General features: G+C 62.0%; 17 protein-coding genes. 9 read left to right on the top strand and 8 right to left on the bottom strand.

Going from position 1 to position 18,017, the window contains the following annotated elements:
* Window positions 1–67: 67 nt before the first annotated feature.
* Window positions 68–436, bottom strand: coding sequence for a DUF427 domain-containing protein (locus QRN61_RS26680; protein ID WP_103368892.1), 369 nt, complete (start codon window positions 434–436; stop codon window positions 68–70).
* Between the two features lie 284 nt (window positions 437–720).
* Complete coding sequence (locus QRN61_RS26675) at window positions 721–2,127, bottom strand: serralysin family metalloprotease (RefSeq protein WP_285376278.1); 1,407 nt, start codon at window positions 2,125–2,127, stop codon at window positions 721–723.
* 278 nt (window positions 2,128–2,405) lie between these two features.
* On the opposite strand from QRN61_RS26675, the gene QRN61_RS26670 reads away from it, so the two are divergent.
* The 3 genes from QRN61_RS26670 (at window position 2,406) to QRN61_RS26660 (ending at window position 5,860) form a co-directional block, all read left to right on the top strand.
* Window positions 2,406–4,337: a DNA topoisomerase III gene (locus QRN61_RS26670; protein WP_285376276.1), complete on the top strand. Its 1,932-nt coding sequence runs from the start codon at window positions 2,406–2,408 to the stop codon at window positions 4,335–4,337.
* Between the two features lie 178 nt (window positions 4,338–4,515).
* Window positions 4,516–5,019, top strand: coding sequence for a GNAT family N-acetyltransferase (locus tag QRN61_RS26665; RefSeq protein WP_285376274.1), 504 nt, complete (start codon window positions 4,516–4,518; stop codon window positions 5,017–5,019).
* Between the two features lie 511 nt (window positions 5,020–5,530).
* Window positions 5,531–5,860 carry a hypothetical protein gene (locus QRN61_RS26660; protein ID WP_007966852.1) on the top strand — a complete coding sequence of 110 codons (330 nt, stop codon included), beginning with the start codon at window positions 5,531–5,533 and terminating at the stop codon, window positions 5,858–5,860.
* Between the two features lie 183 nt (window positions 5,861–6,043).
* Here the strand turns inward: QRN61_RS26660 and cynR are convergent, their stop codons facing one another.
* Window positions 6,044–6,922: a transcriptional regulator CynR gene (gene cynR, locus QRN61_RS26655; RefSeq protein WP_285376271.1), complete on the bottom strand. Its 879-nt coding sequence runs from the start codon at window positions 6,920–6,922 to the stop codon at window positions 6,044–6,046.
* 119 nt (window positions 6,923–7,041) lie between these two features.
* Here cynR and cynS point away from each other — a divergent pair, with 119 nt between their 5' ends.
* From cynS to QRN61_RS26640, 3 genes are all read left to right on the top strand, one after another.
* Window positions 7,042–7,509 carry a cyanase gene (gene cynS, locus QRN61_RS26650; protein ID WP_047597616.1) on the top strand — a complete coding sequence of 156 codons (468 nt, stop codon included), beginning with the start codon at window positions 7,042–7,044 and terminating at the stop codon, window positions 7,507–7,509.
* Window positions 7,510–7,592: 83 nt separating this feature from the next.
* The gene (locus QRN61_RS26645; RefSeq protein WP_096796353.1) at window positions 7,593–7,829 is read left to right on the top strand and encodes a DUF2790 domain-containing protein; all 237 of its coding nucleotides are present in this window, start codon (window positions 7,593–7,595) and stop codon (window positions 7,827–7,829) included.
* A 12-nt stretch (window positions 7,830–7,841) separates the two neighbouring features.
* The gene (locus tag QRN61_RS26640) at window positions 7,842–8,501 is read left to right on the top strand and encodes a carbonic anhydrase (protein WP_096796352.1); all 660 of its coding nucleotides are present in this window, start codon (window positions 7,842–7,844) and stop codon (window positions 8,499–8,501) included.
* A gap of 155 nt (window positions 8,502–8,656) precedes the next feature.
* Here the strand turns inward: QRN61_RS26640 and QRN61_RS26635 are convergent, their stop codons facing one another.
* From QRN61_RS26635 to QRN61_RS26625, 3 genes are all read right to left on the bottom strand, one after another.
* Window positions 8,657–10,159 (bottom strand): aldehyde dehydrogenase family protein, encoded by a 1,503-nt coding sequence (locus tag QRN61_RS26635; protein ID WP_285376268.1) that lies wholly within the window; start codon window positions 10,157–10,159, stop codon window positions 8,657–8,659.
* Window positions 10,160–10,349: 190 nt separating this feature from the next.
* The gene (gene glsB, locus QRN61_RS26630) at window positions 10,350–11,258 is read right to left on the bottom strand and encodes a glutaminase B (RefSeq protein ID WP_003226050.1); all 909 of its coding nucleotides are present in this window, start codon (window positions 11,256–11,258) and stop codon (window positions 10,350–10,352) included.
* 196 nt (window positions 11,259–11,454) lie between these two features.
* Window positions 11,455–13,071, bottom strand: coding sequence for a L,D-transpeptidase family protein (locus QRN61_RS26625; RefSeq protein WP_285376266.1), 1,617 nt, complete (start codon window positions 13,069–13,071; stop codon window positions 11,455–11,457).
* Window positions 13,072–13,221: 150 nt separating this feature from the next.
* Between QRN61_RS26625 and QRN61_RS26620 the strand changes: the two genes are divergently transcribed.
* Complete coding sequence (locus QRN61_RS26620; RefSeq protein ID WP_027611721.1) at window positions 13,222–13,935, top strand: murein L,D-transpeptidase catalytic domain family protein; 714 nt, start codon at window positions 13,222–13,224, stop codon at window positions 13,933–13,935.
* Here the strand turns inward: QRN61_RS26620 and QRN61_RS26615 are convergent.
* Window positions 13,883–15,271: an MFS transporter gene (locus tag QRN61_RS26615; RefSeq protein ID WP_285376264.1), complete on the bottom strand. Its 1,389-nt coding sequence runs from the start codon at window positions 15,269–15,271 to the stop codon at window positions 13,883–13,885. The genes QRN61_RS26620 and QRN61_RS26615 overlap by 53 nt on opposite strands.
* 103 nt (window positions 15,272–15,374) lie before the next feature.
* Between QRN61_RS26615 and QRN61_RS26610 the strand changes: the two genes are divergently transcribed.
* Window positions 15,375–16,262 carry a LysR family transcriptional regulator gene (locus tag QRN61_RS26610; RefSeq protein ID WP_027611719.1) on the top strand — a complete coding sequence of 296 codons (888 nt, stop codon included), beginning with the start codon at window positions 15,375–15,377 and terminating at the stop codon, window positions 16,260–16,262.
* Here the strand turns inward: QRN61_RS26610 and QRN61_RS26605 are convergent.
* Entirely contained in the window at window positions 16,259–16,879 is a 621-nt protein-coding gene (locus QRN61_RS26605; protein ID WP_285376262.1) for a cell wall hydrolase, read from the bottom strand. The two genes, QRN61_RS26610 and QRN61_RS26605, sit on opposite strands and share 4 nt — an antisense overlap.
* Before the next feature lie 199 nt (window positions 16,880–17,078).
* Here QRN61_RS26605 and QRN61_RS26600 point away from each other — a divergent pair, with 199 nt between their 5' ends.
* Window positions 17,079–17,930, top strand: coding sequence for a CAP domain-containing protein (locus QRN61_RS26600; RefSeq protein ID WP_285376261.1), 852 nt, complete (start codon window positions 17,079–17,081; stop codon window positions 17,928–17,930).
* Window positions 17,931–18,017 lie beyond the last annotated feature (87 nt).

The following is an 18,017-nucleotide window of genomic DNA, read 5'->3' as shown; positions in this document are numbered from 1 at the left end:
AGGGGACTACTGCGTAGTCCATCGGGGATGAATCCCCTCGCCACAATTAAATCTCTCCCTCCAGTAACTAAGCGTCAGCCTTGATCACCTCAAACTTCACCTGATCCGGATAAAACGCCACGTAGTCACGAATCGGCGCGACCGAGACTTTCGGATTTTCGTAAGTCCACACCGCATTCGCCCCCTCATGCCCCGGCACTTGCAGGCTGAAGTAATTGGCATCGCCCTTGTACGGGCAGTAACTGGTGTGGTCGGTGCGGGCGAAGTATTTCTCGTCGATGTCTTCGCGGGGCACGTAGTACACCGGCGGGTAGTTGGCTTCATGGAGAACCAGCACATGCGAGGACGCCGCGACCTGGATGCCGTGGAATTTCACCAGCAGGCAACCGGGGAGTTCTTCGAGGGTGATGACGGGATTGAGGCCGGTGGTGCTCATTGGGGTTACTCCTGAATACGGCGCAGAGAGACCGGTTCAGGTATAGCTCATAGGTTCAGACCAGGGTGATTTTGCAGCCGAACGGCCAAAGCCCCCCGGCCCCAGCCCTCTCCCGGAGGGAGAAGGAGCCTGCCGAGGTGTATTTCGTTCTACACCGACCTGAAAGTGCTTTATCGATTGTGGATTCAGCGAAGTGCAATCAGGTCGACGTATGTTTTCAGCATCCCCCGATCGGTCCCCTCTCCCACGGGGAGAGGGTTAGGGTGAGGGCTGCTCTTCTGGCATCAAACCACGATATCAGTCGCCACCGCCTGGCCTACCACACCCACGGCAAAGTCAACCTGCCCCTGCCCGGTCAGATCGACCAGCAGCCCGGTCTGACCGTTCTGCGCGTAGTAAGTCAGGATCGCATCGCCCGCATGGCCGGTGAAACTGCTGACGAAGTTCAGTGACGCCGCCCCCGTGGCAAACGCGGCGATGCCCGAGAGGTCGATCTTGTCCACGCCGCTCTTGAAATCCATGATCCAGTCCGGCTGGTTGTTGGTCGAGTCGCTGGCCGCACCGAACACGAAGGTGTCTGCGCCCTCGCCGCCCCACAGCACATCCGCGCCGCCACCGCCGTAAAGGATGTCGTTGCCGGCTCCGCCGAACAGATGGTTAACGGCCGAGTTGCCGATCAGCAGGTCATTGCCCGAACCGCCAACCGCATTCTCCACGGTCACGCCATAGGCAATCGATACGTTGCCGACCAGCCCGCCAACGTCAGAGAACGAACCCTCATTGAGGTTGATCTTCTGGTTCTGGGTGAAGCCGGAGAAGTTCAGCGTATCGTTACCGCCACCGTCCCACACTGAGAACACAACTTTCGACGCCGCCGACGTGGCGCTGTAGAAATCGCGGCCGGCGTTGGAGCCGAAACCGTAGGTGGTGTCATCGGCGCGGGTTGCATAGTTGGCGCCGTAGAGTTTCTGCACCGCCACGATATCGTCGAGCAACGGTGCCGAGGCGTAGGCGCCACTGCCATCCTTGCTGAAGTTCTGGTCGGTGTTGGCTTCGCTCCAGTAGCTCATCAGGCTGTAGCCACGGGTGTCTTCGGCGTACTTGGCGTCGTTGTAGGTCGGGTTGCCATTGCCGGCGTTGTAGGCGCCCGGGTGCGACAGGCCAAGGGTGTGGCCGATTTCGTGGGTCAGGGTCTGACGCCCGTAGTTGTTGGTGTCCGGGGTCTTGTTGACCTGATATTGATTGTTGATCAGGTACCACGACTGACCGTCATAGCTGCCGCCGCTCGGCAGGTAGGCGAACGCTGCGCCGCCGGTGCTGACGTCGTAGTTGCCGAAGGTCATGTGGCCGTCGCCGCCCTTGCCTTCAGTGAACGTGACCTTGGCCACGTCGGCCCAGGATTGCATGGCCAGCACGGCTTGAGCTTTCTGCTGCGCGCTGAACTGGCTGAAGTTGCCGAGGTTCGGGTTGTAGTTCGCCGGTTTCTCGGTGAGGAAGGTGTAGGTCAGGGAGATTTTGCCGTCGCCGTTCTTGTCGTGCCACGACAGGTTTTTGCGCAGGATTTCGTCGGCTGCCTGATCGGCGGTGAACGACGGTTTGCCGTTCACCAGGCCGACGCCACGGTCGTACAGGTGGCTGAAGGCGTTCACTTCGTCATAGGCGCTGCTGGTTTTCGCTTTGGCTTGAGCCATGGTGGGACTTCCTTGTTTCAGAGTTGGCAATACGCGTCGAGCACGGCAATCCACGACGAGATCGTCCGCTCACTCGCGTTTCTAAGAAGCCCGGTGAACCTGACACGGGCGTCAACTGCCTTGCCAATCGATTTCTCGATAGCCGCTCGCGACGTCCCGGTAATACCGGTCATCTCCGGCAATGTATTGATCTGTATATCCATACAGATAAAAGTTGCCCCGAGCGCCAACTGCGGCCATCCTGTGCACCTCCAGTGAACTGATCGACGACGGTGGTTATGCGGCTGTACCTCTGTGAAAAACCTTCCCAGGCCAAAGACATCGCGGCCGTGCTGGGCGCCAGGCGTCGGGGCGACGGCTGCTGGCTGGGAACGGACGTCACAGTGACCTGGTGCATCGGCCATCTGCTGGAAACCGCGCCGCCGGATGCCTACGACGCGCGCTACAAGCGCTGGGTGCTGGCGGATCTGCCGATCATTCCGGACAAGTGGAAAATGACCGTCAAGCCGCGCACCGCCAGCCAGTACAAAGCGGTCAAGCGCCTGCTTGGCGAGGCCAGCGAACTGATCATCGCCACCGACGCCGACCGTGAGGGCGAGATGATTGCCCGGGAACTGGTCGAGCACTGCCGCTATCGCGGGCCGATCCGTCGCTTGTGGCTGTCGGCACTGGATGAAGCGTCGATCCGCAAGGCCCTGGCCGCGCTGAAGCCGGGGGCGGAAACCTTCAGCCTGTATCACTCGGCACTGGGGCGCTCGCGGGCGGACTGGCTGATCGGCATGAACATGAGTCGCCTGTTTACGCTATTGGGCCGGCAGTCCGGTTATCAGGGCGTCCTGCCGGTTGGCCGGGTGCAGACGCCGACACTGCGGCTGGTGGTGGATCGCGACCGCAGCATCGCCGACTTCGTGCCGGTGCCGTATTGGGCGATCGATGTGCAACTGCTGCACGATGGCACGCCGTTCACCGCACAATGGCGTGCGCCCTCGGACGTTTGCGACGAGCAGGATCGCTGTCTGAATCAGGCGCTGGCCCAGCAGGCAGCCGCCGCTCTGAACAGCGCCGCCAGTGCGCGGGTGGTCAAACTGCGCACTGAACGCATGCGTGAAGTGGCACCGCTGCCATTCGATCTGGGCACCCTGCAGGAGGTCTGCTCGAAGAAACTCGGTCTCGGCGCCCAGGAAACTCTCGACATCGCCCAGGCCCTTTACGAAACCTACAAGGTCATCACCTACCCGCGCAGCGATTGCGGCTTTCTGCCGCTGAGCCAGCACAGCGAGGCGCCGGGGATACTGGCGGCACTGCGTCAGGCCGACCCGAGCCTTGACGTGTTGAACGGTCACCTCGACCCGCAGCGCCGCTCGCGGGCGTGGAACGACGCCAAGGTCAGCGCCCACCACGGCATCATCCCCACAGCGGCGGCCAAGAATCTCGAGCGTCTGAGCGGTAAACACCGGGCGGTCTACACGCTGATTCGTGCGCGTTATCTGGCGCAATTTCTGCCCAACCATGAATACGATCGCACCCAGGCCGACTTCGATTGCGCCGGGGAAGCGTTGCGTGCCGTCGGCAAGCAGATCATCGAACCGGGCTGGAAGCGCGCCTTGCCCGAAGCCCTCGCCCCGGCCAAGGGCCGTGAAGCGCCAGCCCCGCAAACCCTGCCGGCGCTGAGTCAGGGTATCGATTGCGCCGTGGCCGGCGTGAACCTCAAGGATCTGTGGACCCAGCCGCCGAAGCCCTACACCGAGGGCGACCTGATCAAGGCGATGAAGAACGTCGCCAAACTGGTGGAAGATCCGTTGCTCAAACAGAAACTCAAGGACACCACCGGCATCGGCACCGAAGCGACCCGCGCTTCGATCATTCAGGGTCTGCTGGATCGCGGTTATCTGGTGAAGAACGGCAAGGCACTGGCCGCGACGCCGGCGGCCTTCAGCCTGATCGACGCCGTGCCCCGGGCAATTGCCGATCCCGGCACCACCGCCATCTGGGAACAGGCGCTGGACATGGTGCAGAGTGGCGAAATGAGCCTGGAGGAGTTCGTCACCAAACAGGCGGCGTGGATGAGCAAGCAGGTCACCCGCTGTTCTGCGCTGAGCCTGACCATCAGCGGCCCGCCACCGGCCGGCAAGGCTGCGGCGCCGTGGAAGAAGAAACGCAAATCGACGCGCAGTAAAACCGCCGGGGCAGCCAAACGCACAGCGAAGTAATGATCAGTCCTGTGGTTAGGAACTCTGTGGTGAGGGGATTTATCCCCGATGGACTGCGCAGCAGTCCCCGTGGCTTAAGGAAAAACTGGGGCTGCTTCGCAACCCATCGGGGATAAATCCCCTCGCCACAAGGTGTGAGTTCACATTATCGGGTTCATCACCGCAGGGAGTTAACCCAATGCCCACCATCGAACTGCACCCCGCCCACCGCGACGAACTGCAAACCATCGAAAACCTCATGCAGTTCTACATGTACGACTTCAGCCAATGGCTACCACTGAAACTCGGCGAACATGGCTTCTTCAGCATTCAGCAGAAAGACGATTACTGGCGCAATCCCGCTACCCAACCGTTCCTGATCCGCGTCGACGGTGAACTGGCCGGCTTCGTGACCGTGGATAACGACACCCACATCGACGGCGCCGAATACAACATCGGCTACTTCTTCCTCACCCGGCGTTTTCGTGGCCAAGGCGTCGCGCAGTTTGTCGTCTCTGCCCTCTTGAGCCGTCTGCCCGGTCAATGGCAGATTTTCCACATCGACGCCAACCTGCCTGCGCAGCGCTTCTGGGCCAGATTGATCCCCGAATTGACTGGCGGCGCAGTCACCCGCCAGCAGCGCACCGTGGACGGTTACCCCTGCACCTTCTACGTCCTGCGCGCCCCAGCATCCGTTGCCTGAACGGATCTTTTCTCATTCCAAAACCGCTTTGTCCGACAATATGTAGTGAACAAAAATAATCACTACAAAACCGTTGACGGCACCGTTTTGCTTTTGCATGATGAAGACGTTCCCCGATCGGGAACATCGGTAACACGCTTGAGCAAACTCGTCTGACCGCCGAGTTGTTTTTTCCGGATACACGCTGCCCACAAGGCAGATTGAAGAAGCTGACCTGGCCTGAACGTCCAGTACAAGGACGAGAAGCGCTGGCGAAAATTCTCAAGACGCTTGTGGCCGACCCTGAAAACGTCGTCAAGGAGCCTCCCGGTTTTCGCTGCTTCTCCTCGTTGTGACGCTATTGCGTAGCAGTTATTCAACACGACTACATGCAACAGACGCATGACCCCGTACTTCACACGGGCGACCGCTGACGTCCTGGTTTCGGTGCCAGGGATCAACTAACCGATGGGCTACCTGTATTAGCGAATCAACTTTGAAAGATCACCAGACTGGTCAAGGGGCAAACATCATGAATCTGAACAATCAACCTACTATCGAAGAACTGGCTCGTATGTTCGCTGCGCAAAAAGACAGCCACGACAGCCACATTCTCTGGATCAGCAAGTCGGGTCAGGTGCATATCGACTGCCTGTCACCCCACGCTGGTGAAGAAGAATTCGACCGCAGCAACCAGAACCTGCTGGCCCGCCTGAAGATGTACCGCCGCGGCCACGGTTATGTCGGCAAGAAAGCTGCGGCCGACAAGGACTTCATCGGCAATGTGCTGCAGACGCTGAAACAGGCGTGGGATTCGATGCAGAACAAGAATGAAGTTCGGGTGATTGACCGGTTCTACTGATTTACAACTTCAATAAATAAAAGGGCCTGCTTCCAAAGGAAGCAGGCCCTTTTTACATCTGCGAGTCATGTAACCCTGTGGGAGCGAGCTTGCTCGCGAATGGGCCGTGTCAGTCGACATCTATTCAACTGATAAACCGCTTTCGCGAGCAAGCCCGCTCCCACAGGGGGGCTGTGTTGTTGGTCAGATTTTCGTTTGCAGGACCAGATTCATAAACGCCAGCGCCGCCGCACTGTGGTAATTATTCCGCCGCCGCAACAACGCCGCCCCACGCTGCGGCGCTTCGTTCTCGACGCTCAAGCGACGCAACGCCCGGTCTTCGCTGGCAATCGCTTCGGGCAACATCGTCGCCATCGGCGAATGCCGCACCACCTCCAGCAACGTACTTACCGAGTTCACCTCGATCCGCACCTGCGGCGTGATCCCCTGCTGACGGAAATACTCATCGATCGATAACCGGGTGATGAAATCCGGTGCCAGCAAGGCGAAATCCAGTTGCGCAAGATCACTCGATGTCAGCACCGCGCTGCTGTCGTACAACGGATGCTCGCGCCCGACCATGATCCCCAGGGTTTCGGTAAACGCCGGGATACACTCGATGTCCGGGTGGCGCACCGGGGTAAAGGCAATCGCGATATCCAGCGAATCGTCCGCCAGCCCCGCCTCGATGTCGTCCATCGACAGCTCGAAAATCTGCAGATGGATCCCCGGGTAGCGCGCCGCAAAATCACGCACCAACGGCCCGACCAGATAGGCCATGAAGGTCGGCGTCATGGCCAGCCGCAGGCTGCCACGGGACAGATCCTTCACGTCATGCAACGCCCGCTTGCCCGCCTCCAGTTCCACCAGCACGCGCCGCGCACACTCAATGTAAGCCTCACCGGCATCGGTGGGTTTAACGGTGCGTGAAGTGCGGTCGAACAGATTCACCCCGAGGCTTTCTTCCAGTTGGCGGATCTGTTGCGACAAGGTCGGCTGCGACACATGCAACGCCTCCGCCGCCCGGGTGAAGCCGCCGTGATCGGCCACGGCCAGCAGATATCGCAAATGTCGCAGCAGCATGGGATCACCATCTATAGGCAGGACTTATGCGAAGTATTGTATATCGGTCTTGGACGCTATGGATCAATCGGCAGAAGATGGCTCCCACACAGCAAGCCAACCTTGAAAGGAGTGACACCATGCAACAGTCCCACGCCTATAACGATGCCAGCCTGGCCCTGACCACGCGCATTCTCGACATCAAGGCCCGCAAGAATTTGTCATGGCAGGATCTTGCCGATGGCACCGGCCTGAGCCTGGCCTACGTCACCGCTGCCCTCCTCGGCCAGCACCCGCTGCCACAAAACGCCGCGCAAGTGGTTGGCGACAAACTCGAGCTGGACGCCGACGCCGTTGCCGCCCTGCAGATCATCCCGCTGCGTGGCAGCCTCAGCGGTGTGCCGACCGACCCGACCATCTACCGCTTCCACGAGATGATCCAGATCTACGGCACCACCCTCAAAGCCCTGGTCCACGAGCAGTTCGGCGACGGCATCATCAGCGCCATCAACTTCAAGCTCGACATCAAGAAAGTCGAAGACCCGGAAGGCGGCTCCCGCGCCGTGGTCACCCTCGACGGCAAGTTCCTGCCACTGCGTCCGTTCTGATCCACCCCGGCCCGCACCCCGTGTGCGGGCCCATCCAAACCTCAATTGCCAAGTCGTCACCACATCTGCCTGGAGGCTGCCCCATGCACAAAATTCTGTTGACCCTGACCCTGCTCGCCGGCCTTGCCGCCCAGGCCCAGGCTGATGAAGAGGCGATTGCCTACCGATACGGCATGACTCTGGATATTGCTGAAATCGTGAGCATCACCCCGGTCACCGACGTCTGCGGCGCTGTACCGGTCGAGATGACCTACCTCGACAGCCACGGCGCAAAACACATTCTTCAATACAGCGAATTCGGCACCGGCTGTTCGAACTGAGAGGACAACACCATGAAAAACCTGATCGAAGGCTTCCTGAAGTTCCAGAACGAGGCGTTTCCGCAACGCACCGAGCTGTTCAAGCACTTGGCGACCACTCAAACCCCGGGCACCTTGTTCATCACCTGTTCCGACAGCCGCGTGGTGCCGGAACTGCTGACCCAGCAAGAACCCGGCGAGCTGTTCGTGATCCGCAACGCTGGCAATATCGTGCCGTCCTACAGCCCGCATCCGGGCGGGGTTTCGGCGACGGTGGAATATGCGGTGGCGGTGCTTGGGGTGACGGACATCGTGATCTGCGGCCACTCCGATTGTGGCGCGATGACCGCGATTGCCCAATGCAAATGCATGGATCACCTGCCCGCCGTCAGCGGCTGGCTGCAACATGCCGAGTCGGCGAAAGTGGTGAACGAGGCGCGGCCGCATGCCAATGACGCGGCGAAATTGAGTTCGATGGTGCGGGAAAATGTGATCGCGCAACTGGCGAATATTCAGACCCACCCGAGCGTACGTCTGGCCCAGGAGAAGGGCCTGCTGAACCTGCATGGCTGGGTGTATGACATCGAGACCGGCTCGATCGATGCGCTGGCGGCTGACCGCCGTACGTTTGTGCCGTTGGCTGAGCAGCCAGCGACTTGTGCCGTTCAGGCAAACGCCAGCGCAGCCGCCTGATACAAATCCGCTGAGGTGAAGAGGAACTTGTGGCGAGGGGATTTATCCCCGATGGACTGCGCAGCAGGCCCGATCTCTTGGGGCCGCTTCGCGCCCCATCGGGGATAAATCCCCTCGCCACAGGGCCGGTGTGCATCAATCGGGATAAGGCGTTTTCAGCGTTTTACGCTGAGGTCGATCTGGGTCATACGGCTACGCACCGTGAACACGCCATCCCCCGAAAGAATCGCACTGCGCGCAAACAGGCGCCCGCTCTCCCAGTTCGAAAGCCCCAGTTCCGGCTTGTTCAGCGCGTACTGACCATCGACCCAACGGGTAATCCCGTTACCCACAAACGGTGCGTTCACCGCGTTGTAGAAACGTTCCTGGACAGCAGCATCCTCGCTGATCAACGACACCGTGAACTGCGGGCTGTAGCGGTTGAACAGCGCGATCGCCTGATCCAGATCGTCGACAATCATCAGACTGACTTCCGGGGTTTCTTCCCACTCCCACTCGCGGCCCAATTCGGATTCCGCCAGCACTTCGGCCAGGGCTTCGGTCTGATAACCCTCGGCGCGATAGACCTCGACCGTCGCGTTCTGCCACTCAGCCGGCAGGTAACTTTCGCTGCCTGTGACGATGTGCAATTTGCAGTCTTGCCCGCGTGCGCTGCCGGCCTGCTTCAGCGCATCGAGAAACAGCGGCACCAGTTCGGCAGCACGCTCGTGGTGAATCAGGCAGACGTTCAGGGTGTTGCAGACTTTGCGATCCAGCGAATTGCGCACCACGGCGGCAAAACGTGTGGCATCGGCATCACGGTCGGCAATCAACCAGGCGCCGCCGGTGCCATGCAGGCTGACGGCCGTGCCCGCCTGCTGGGCGATGCTGCCCAACTGGCTGACCGCGCGGCCCGAACCCCGGGCCACCGCCAGCGACAGACGCCGGTCGGCGAACATTGCCCACCCGGCCGCGTGATTGACGCTTTCCACCAGCGACACCGCACCCGCCGGCAGACCGGCATCGGCCAGCGCCGGGTTCAGCGCGTGAGTGACGATTGCTTGCGCGGTGCCCAATGCATCGCTGCCGATACGCAGCACCGCAGTGTTGCCGGTGCGCAGTACACCGGCGGCATCGGCGAACACGTTCGGCCGTCCTTCGAACACGAAAGCCACGATGCCCAGCGGCGACACCACTTGCTCGACCTTCCAGCCGTCGTGTTCGACGCTGCTGATGACCTTGCCGCGCGTGGCCGGCGCATCCCGCCAGGCGCGCAGACCGGCGATCATGTCGCGGCGCATGCGTTCGTCGGCGAGCAGTCGGGTGGTCGAGCGGCCACGGGCCTTGGCGCGTTCGATGTCGGCCAGGTTGGCGGCTTCGATCAGGTTCCAGCACTCCGCGGTTTCCAGGCGTTGCGCGAACAGATCGAAGAAGTGGCTGATGGCCTCGTCGGACACCGCCGAAAGCGCGCTGAACGCCGTTTGCGCACGCTCGATTGCCACTGCAGCCGCTTGTTGATCGACCACCGGAATCAGCAACAGCTCGCCACTCACCTGCTCGACCAGCAGGTGGTCACCGGGCTGAAACCGCGCCGCCAGTTCAGGGCTGACCACGGTCACACGGTTGCCAGCGAAAGGGATCGGCGTGCCAGCGACTAGACGTTCGAGCGCAAGAGACATGAAGCGGATTCACCATATGAGGGGCGGCCGGAAAATGTATAGGAACTGCGCTCTCCGAGGCAACACAAAACCCTTGTGGGAGCGAGCCTGCTCGCGAATGCGGTGGGTCAGCGAGAGATGCATCGACAGGCACGACGCTTTCGCGAGCAGGCTCGCTCCCACAGGGTTTTGCAGTGTTTGGAAGATTGGGTCAGAACACCGACCAGCCAATCCGCGAACTGAGCATCTCCAGCGCCGCCATCCCCGCCAGCGAGTTACCGGCAGCGTTGAGTTCCGGCGACCACACGCACACCGTGAACTGCCCGGGCACCACAGCGACGATCCCGCCGCCTACCCCGCTCTTGCCCGGCAGGCCGACGCGATAGGCGAAGTTGCCGGCCTCATCGTAGAGGCCGCTGGTGGCCATGATCGAGTTGACTTGTTGGGTCTGGCGCCGAGTGAGGATCTGTTCGCCGCTGTGTTTGCAGAAACCGTCGTTGGCGAGGAAGCAGAACGCCCGGGCCAGATCGATACAGTTCATGCGCAACGCGCAGTGGCTGAAGTAGCTGCGCAGCACCGCTTCGACGTCGTTGTGGAAGTTGCCGAACGATTGCATCAGGTACGCCATGGCCGCGTTGCGGGCGCGATGCTGGTATTCGGACTCGGCGACCTTGCCGTCGACGATCACCTGTGGATTGCCCGACAGGCGCCGCACGAAGTCGCGCATCGACAGGGCTGGCGCGGCGAAACGCGACTGGTTGATGTCGCAGATCACCAGCGCCCCGGCGTTGATGAACGGATTGCGCGGACGCCCGCGTTCGAACTCCAGTTGCACCAGCGAGTTGAACGGCTGGCCGGACGGCTCGTGCCCCAGGCGCTCCCAGATCGCCTCGCCGGAATGCTCGATGGCCTGTACCAGGCTGAACACCTTGGAAATACTCTGCACCGAGAACGGCGTCTCGGCATCGCCGGCGCAATACATTTCGCCGTCGTTGCCGTACACGGCGATGCCCAGTTGATTGGCCGGCACAGTGCCGAGGGCGGGAATGTAGTCAGCCACTTTGCCCTGCCCGATCAGGGGCCGGACAGCGTCAAGAATCTCGTTCAACAGCGCTTGCATGCCGGGTTCCGAAGTCTCGCCCCATGGGATTGCGGGGACACTGGGGCTAGACGCTGCGCAAGCTTGCGGAATCACACAAACCCCTTTGTAGGAGTGAGCCTGCTCGCGATAGCGGTGTATTTGTGAAGTTGATCTTTCTGATACACCGCTATCGCGAGCAGGCTCACTCCTACAGGGTTGTATGTATGACTGCGATTCAGTGTGCGCCGTCGAGACCGGCGAGCAGTGCGCTGTCGCGGCTGTAGATATCCGGCGCATAACGCACCTGCCCATCCTTGCCGACCTGCGCCGTCCAGTAGGTCATCAGGATCGGCACCGGTGCCGACAGGCGGAATTCGTGGGTGCTGCCGGTGGCGAGCAAGGTGTCGGTGCGCGTACGTTCCGCCGGGGTCAGTAACAGGTCGCGCAGTTGCATCGGGTGCTCGACCCGCACACAGCCCGAGCTGAAGGCGCGCGGGCCTTTGTCGAACAGGGCCTTGCTCGGCGTGTCGTGCAGGTACACCGCGAACGGGTTGGGGAAGCGGATCACCAGTTGCCCCAGCGGATTACGCGGCCCGGCGTCCTGGCGCAGCATGATGTTGCCGGGGTTGTCCCAGTCGATATCCGCTGCGGCCAACGGCTGACCATGGGCGTCGAGCACCTGCAGATTCTGCCGGCTGAGGAAGGTCTGGTCCTTGCGGATCGCCGGCAGCTTGTCTTCTTTCCAGATGGTCGGCGGCACGGTCCATGTCGGGTTCAGCGTCAGGCGCGTGACCCGGGATTTGAGCAACGGGGTCTGCCGTTCGGCGCGACCGACCTGGGTACGGGTCTGCCAGACCGGCACGCCGGCCTGATATAGGGTCAACTCGGCGGCAGCGACGTTGACCAGCAAACCGTCGGGCTCCATGTCCTGCGCCAGCCAGCGGAAACGTTCAAGGTTGACGCGCAATTGTTCGCGGCGCGTCAGCGGGCTGATGTTGAGCTCGGCAATCGTCCCCGGCCCGACTACCCCGTCGGCCTGCAACGAATGGTTGGCCTGAAAGCTCTTCACCGCTTCCACCAGCACACCCTCATAGGCATTGCCGGGCGTGCCGATGGCGTGGGTCAGATAGCCTTCGTTGAACAGGCGTTGGGCCAGTTCCGGCACGCGTTTGTCTTCCATCGCCGGGCGCAGCAACGGGCCGTTGCCCACCGACTGCCAGTGCGGCAAGGCCTGCAGCCGCTGGCTGGCGTAGAGGTGGCGCAGGCTCTGGTATTGCGCCAGACGCGGACGCGCCAGATCGAACGCGGTCTTGATGTCGTGCAGACCGGGCACGGCGATCGCCAGCAATTCCGCCTGACGATCACGCTGGGTGTCATCGGAATGCCACAGCGGCTCGAAATGCGATTGCAGCAGACGACCGTAATGCAGGTCCTGCAGCGCTTGCAGATACGAGCGGCTGATATCGATATCGGCACACAACTCGCCGTCCTGCGGCGGATTGGCCGCCACCGGGTAGCGCTTGGGATTGAGGCCATCATCGGCCAACAGCTGCAACTGCGCGCGCAAGGCCGGCAATCGCCCGGACTCGCTGGCCCACACCGGCAGCCAGTCCTGCTGCTGATAAAACGCCTGCAATTGCGTCAGCGCCGCGCCGCTCAGGTGCGCGGCAATCGCCGGGCACGCCTGGGGCAAACCGATCAGCACCGCTTGCAGCGGACTTTGCGGCTCGAGCGGCATTTCCGCCGGCGGCGTCGGCAGGGTCTGCAACGGTGGCAGCGGCTCATCGGCGCAAGCGACAAACGGCGCAGCGAGCAAACAAATGCTCAAGTAGCATGCGTACTTTTTGAACAACTGCTTTACTCCAATCCGTGGCCGTCTGAATGACGGTCAACCTTACATCAGGTGCGCTGAACAGTCAGGCTCGAAACAGGGGTCTGTCGGGTATGACTGGGAGTCAGGAGCCAAAGTGCCAAATAAGTAGCAAGTGAGGACACTTTATAAATGTTGACGTATTTGCGCCGACTTCTGCTGACCACCGCGACCCTCGTCGTCGTGAGCAGCCCAGCTTTCGCCGCCGGCAAACCATCGCCGGTTCTCTTCACCAGCCTCGCCCACGCCGCGCCGGAACTCAATCCCCAAGCGCTGAAAGGTGCCTTGAGCGCCATGCAATGCGCAGTGAACAATGGCGCGAGACCCTCACGCCACCTGGCGATCATCGACTATTCGCAGCCCTCCACCGCCCGCCGGCTGTGGATCTTCGATCTGAACAGAAAGAAACTGGTGCTGCGCGATCTGGTCGCCCACGGTTCAAATTCCGGGGAAAATTTCGCTACCCAGTTCTCCAACCGCGAAGGCAGTTACCAATCCAGCCTCGGTCTGTTCCGCACCCAGGAAAGTTACGAGGGGACCCACGGTTATTCGCTGCGCATGGACGGTCTGGAACCGGGCTTCAATGACCTGGCCCGCGACCGGGCCATCGTGATCCACGCCGCCGACTACGTGAATCCGTTGTGGAGCAAGCGTCAGGGCCGTATCGGTCGCAGCCAGGGTTGCCCGGCGGTGCGCCCGCAAGTGGCGAAGCAGGTGATCGATAAACTCAAGGACGGCCAGTTCATGTTCTCCTGGTACCCGGACCAGCGCTGGCTGAAGTCCTCGCCGTACCTCAACTGCCAGCCGCAGCAAGTGGCGAGCATCTTGAGTACCCACGCCAGCTAACGATCAGGGCCACGACCATCAGCGCCGCCGCAACCCCGAACGTGCTGTGCAAGCCACTGCCGATGACCTCGGCCGGGGCTTGCGTTGGGTCACCCGTAGCGAAGGCGAACACCGCGCCCATGACCGCCGCGCCGGTGATCAGCCCGAGATTGCGTGACAGCCCGAGCAGGGCCGACACCACACCGCGCTGATCCTGACTGACCGTCGCCATCAACCCGGTATTGTTCGCCGCCTGGAACAACGCGTAACTGCTGGCAACCACAGCCATCGGCAGCAGATACGCCGGCAGACCGAGACTCATCGGCAACAACGCCAACAAACTGCAACCACCGGCCAACCCGAACAACGCCCCCGGCACCACCCGCCGCGCACCGAAGCGATCCACCAAACGCCCCGCCGGCACCCCGCCGCACGCCGCCAGCAGCGGCCCGACCGACAATGCCAGGCCGACCACGGTGCTGCCCAGTCCCAGGCCCCGGCTCAGGTAAAACGGCCCGACCACCAGCGTGGTCATCATCACCGTCGTTACCAGCAACGTTAGCGCCAGGCTGCTGCTCAGACGTGCGTCGGCAAACAATGACAGGCGAATCAGCGGCGCCCTGGCGTTCATCTCGACCGCAACAAACACCCCTGCCCCGCACAGGCTGACCAGCAGCAACATCAGCGTGTAGCCATCGAGCGTCATCGCCAGCGCGTAGGCGGCCAGCGTCAATACCAGCACCACGGTGCCGAGGTAATCAAACGCGACTGCCGATTTGGCCGGGCGATCGGCCGGTAGATAACGATAAACCAGCCACGCATTGAGCAGGCCCAATGGCACGTTGAGGACAAAGATCGACGGCCAGCCGACATGCGCGATCAGCAGACCACCCAGCGATGGCCCGAGGCTGGTGCCGGTGGCCGACATCGTCGCCAGCAAACCCATCGCGCTGCCCGCCCGCGCCTTGGGCACCGCATCCGCCACCAGCGCCACAGTCAAGGCGAACATGATCGCCGCGCCAAGGCCTTGCACTGCGCGTGCGCCGATCAACCAGCCCAACCCCGGAGCCAGCGCACAGCACGACGAAGCACTGGTGAAAATGCCGATGCCGATCAGCAGCAGGCGCCGCCGCCCGAACACATCGCCCAGACGCCCGACGCTGACAATCAACGTGGTGACCGCCAGCAGGTACGCCAGCACGATCCACTGCACCTGTTGAAACGTCGCATCGAACGCTGCAGCCAAGGTCGGTAATCCGGCATTGGCGATGCTGGTGTCCAGCGACGGCATCAACATCGACAGCGCCAGACTGGTCAGCGCCCAGCGGGCTTGAGGGGGCAAGGGGGATCCGGGCATCGGGCGCTCCTGGTGCAAAGGTCAGACGGCATAGCCTGCGTCTCGACAAGGCAAGGCGCAAGACGCATGCTTTGCACTTGATACCTGCACGGAACGCCATGTCATGAGCACACCGGATCTGAACCTGTTGATCACCCTCGACGTGTTGTTGCGCGAAGGCAGCGTCGCCCGCGCCGCGCACATTCTGCGGCTGAGCCCGTCAGCGATGAGCCGCGCCCTGGCCCGGCTGCGCGAAACCACTGGCGATCCGTTGCTGGTGCGCGCCGGCCGAGGTCTGGTGCCGACCCCGCGTGCGCTGGAATTGCGTGAGCGGGTCAGCGCTCTGGTGCAGGAAGCCGAGGCGGTGTTGCGTCCCGCCGAAGTGCTCGATCCCGGCCAATTGCAGCGCACCTTCACCCTGCGCAACACCGACGGTTTTGTCGAAACCTTCGCCGCCGCGCTGCTCGCGCGCATCGCTGAAGAAGCACCCGGCGTGCGCCTGCGCTTTGTGCAGAAAGCCGACAAGGACAGCACGCCGCTGCGCGAAGGCCGGGTCGATCTGGAGACCGGCGTGGTCGACGACAGCACCGACCCGACGCTGCACAGCCGCATTCTGTTTGAGGATCACTGGATCGGTGTGGTGCGTGAGGGCCATCCGTTGAGCTCGGGCAAGATCAGCAGCAAACGTTTTGCCGGCGGCCAGCACATTCTGATCTCACGGCGCGGGCGCAGCAGCGGCCCGGTCGACGAAGCGTTGCTCGCCGCAGGTCTGACGCGGGATATCGTCACGTCATTCGGCGGCTTTTCGGCGGCGCTGACGCTGGTGCGCGAATCGGACCTGATCGCCACGGTTCCGGAGCGTCACACCAGCAAGCTACGCATGGGCCTGCACAGCTTCGCCCTGCCCTTCAGGATGCCGCCGATCAGCGTGTCGATGCTCTGGCACCCGCGCATGGACGCCGACCCGGCGCACCGCTGGCTGCGCAACTGTGTACGGGAAGTCTGCGTCTAACGCGCATCGCCGCCGGCCGGTTTATAGAACAGGAATTTGCCGACCGCGGCGGTCTTTTTGTACTCCCTGGCCCAGCTCGGATGCACCTGGCGATCATGGAAATACAGTGCGCCATGGGTGCGATCCGGCAACTGGCGGTTGAGTGCCTTGCCGGCGATGTCCTTGGCCAGGGTGTATTCGGCGTCTTCCTTGACCTGATCGGCCTTGCCATCGCACCACCAGGAAAACTGGCAGCTCTTGGTTTCCGAACCTTGCTTGACGACTGCACACACGGTGTCGGGGAAGCCGTCATGGCCCAGGCGGTTCATCACCACGTTGGCCACCGCCTCCATTTCCAGCGTATCGCGGCCCTTGGCTTCCCAGTAGATACTGCGCGCCAGGCAGGTGATCGGATCGTCCAGCGGCGCGGTGCCGGCGGGGTCAACCGCCTGCACTTCAGTGGGGGTGATCGCTTCGGATTTAGGTGCTGGCGCCGCGCTGACTTTGTCGGCGGCCTTCTCTTCCAGCACCTGGGCTTTCTCTTCGGCCTTGGCCTTGATCGGCGCCTGTTCAGTGGCGCTTACAACACCGACCATCAGGGTTAATGCGAAACAGCCAGCCAACCATTTCAATCCCATGTCAGTTCTTCCGGCAACGCCCGTTCCGGGCAAGGTGTTTCGTGGGGGAGACGCCCGGTTCCTGGGGCCTTCGGAGAGTGTAGACGGCAAATACCGACGTAACGTTCCGCAGAAAAAACCGCTCGATGAAGAAAAAGACATTGCACTGACCGGGGGCCTTTCGCGCATCATGAGCGCACTCAGCTCAAGGGAGATTTCCATGCGCTTCATGCCATCCGTCTTGCGTTTTGCCGCGCTGTCCGTGGGCTTGGCCGTGGCCGCCTCGGCCATGGCTGCCGACGAGTCGCAACTGATCGAGTCGATCAATGCCTACCGCAGCCAACCGCAGCGTTGCGGCAGCCAGGCGTCCAGTGAACTGCCACCGCTGTCGGCCGATCCACGGCTGAGACTGCCGGCCGCCGGTGCGGTCGATCTGCAACAGGCCATGGCCAGCGCCAGTTACCCGATGGTCAACGTGCAGGCGATCACCCTCAACGGCCCACGGGATGCAGGGTCGGCGATGAAGGCGATTGAGGAAAGTTTCTGTCAGGTGGTGCTGGATCCGCAGTTCGTCGATGTCGGTGTCAGCCGCGCCGATCGTGACTGGCGCATTGTGCTGGCGCGACCGTTGCTCTCGGCGAAACTTGGCGATGCGCAGAGCGAAGGCCAGAAGTTGCTCGAACAACTCAACGCTGCTCGCGCCCAACCGCGTCAATGCGGCGGCCAGGCCTTTGCCGCGGCCGGGCCACTGGCCTGGAACGCCACATTGGGCAGCATTTCCCAGGATCACAGCCGCGACATGGCCAACAACAACTACTTAGACCACAAGGACCGCGACGGCCGCACACCCGGTGACCGCGCCGAACTGGCCGGCTACAGCGGGCAACTGGTCGGCGAAAACATCGCCGCCGGGCAAGACACCGTGCGCAAGGTCGTCGACGGCTGGCTCGCCAGCCCCGGCCACTGCGCCAACCTGATGAACCCGCAATACAAGGAACTCGGCGCCGCCTACGCGACCGACCCAAAGAGCAGCGCCGGGATTTACTGGACCGCGATGTTTGGGGCGCAGTAACTCCCAAAAACACTAGTGTTCCCTGTGGGAGCTGGCTTGCCAGCGATGAGGCCAGCACAGTCAACCATCGATGTCGTCTGACCTATC

The sequence above is a fragment of the Pseudomonas sp. lyk4-TYG-107 genome (genome assembly GCF_030209055.1).
Taxonomy (GTDB): domain Bacteria; phylum Pseudomonadota; class Gammaproteobacteria; order Pseudomonadales; family Pseudomonadaceae; genus Aquipseudomonas; species Aquipseudomonas putida_A.
This window is presented reverse-complemented; position numbering and strand designations above follow the sequence as displayed.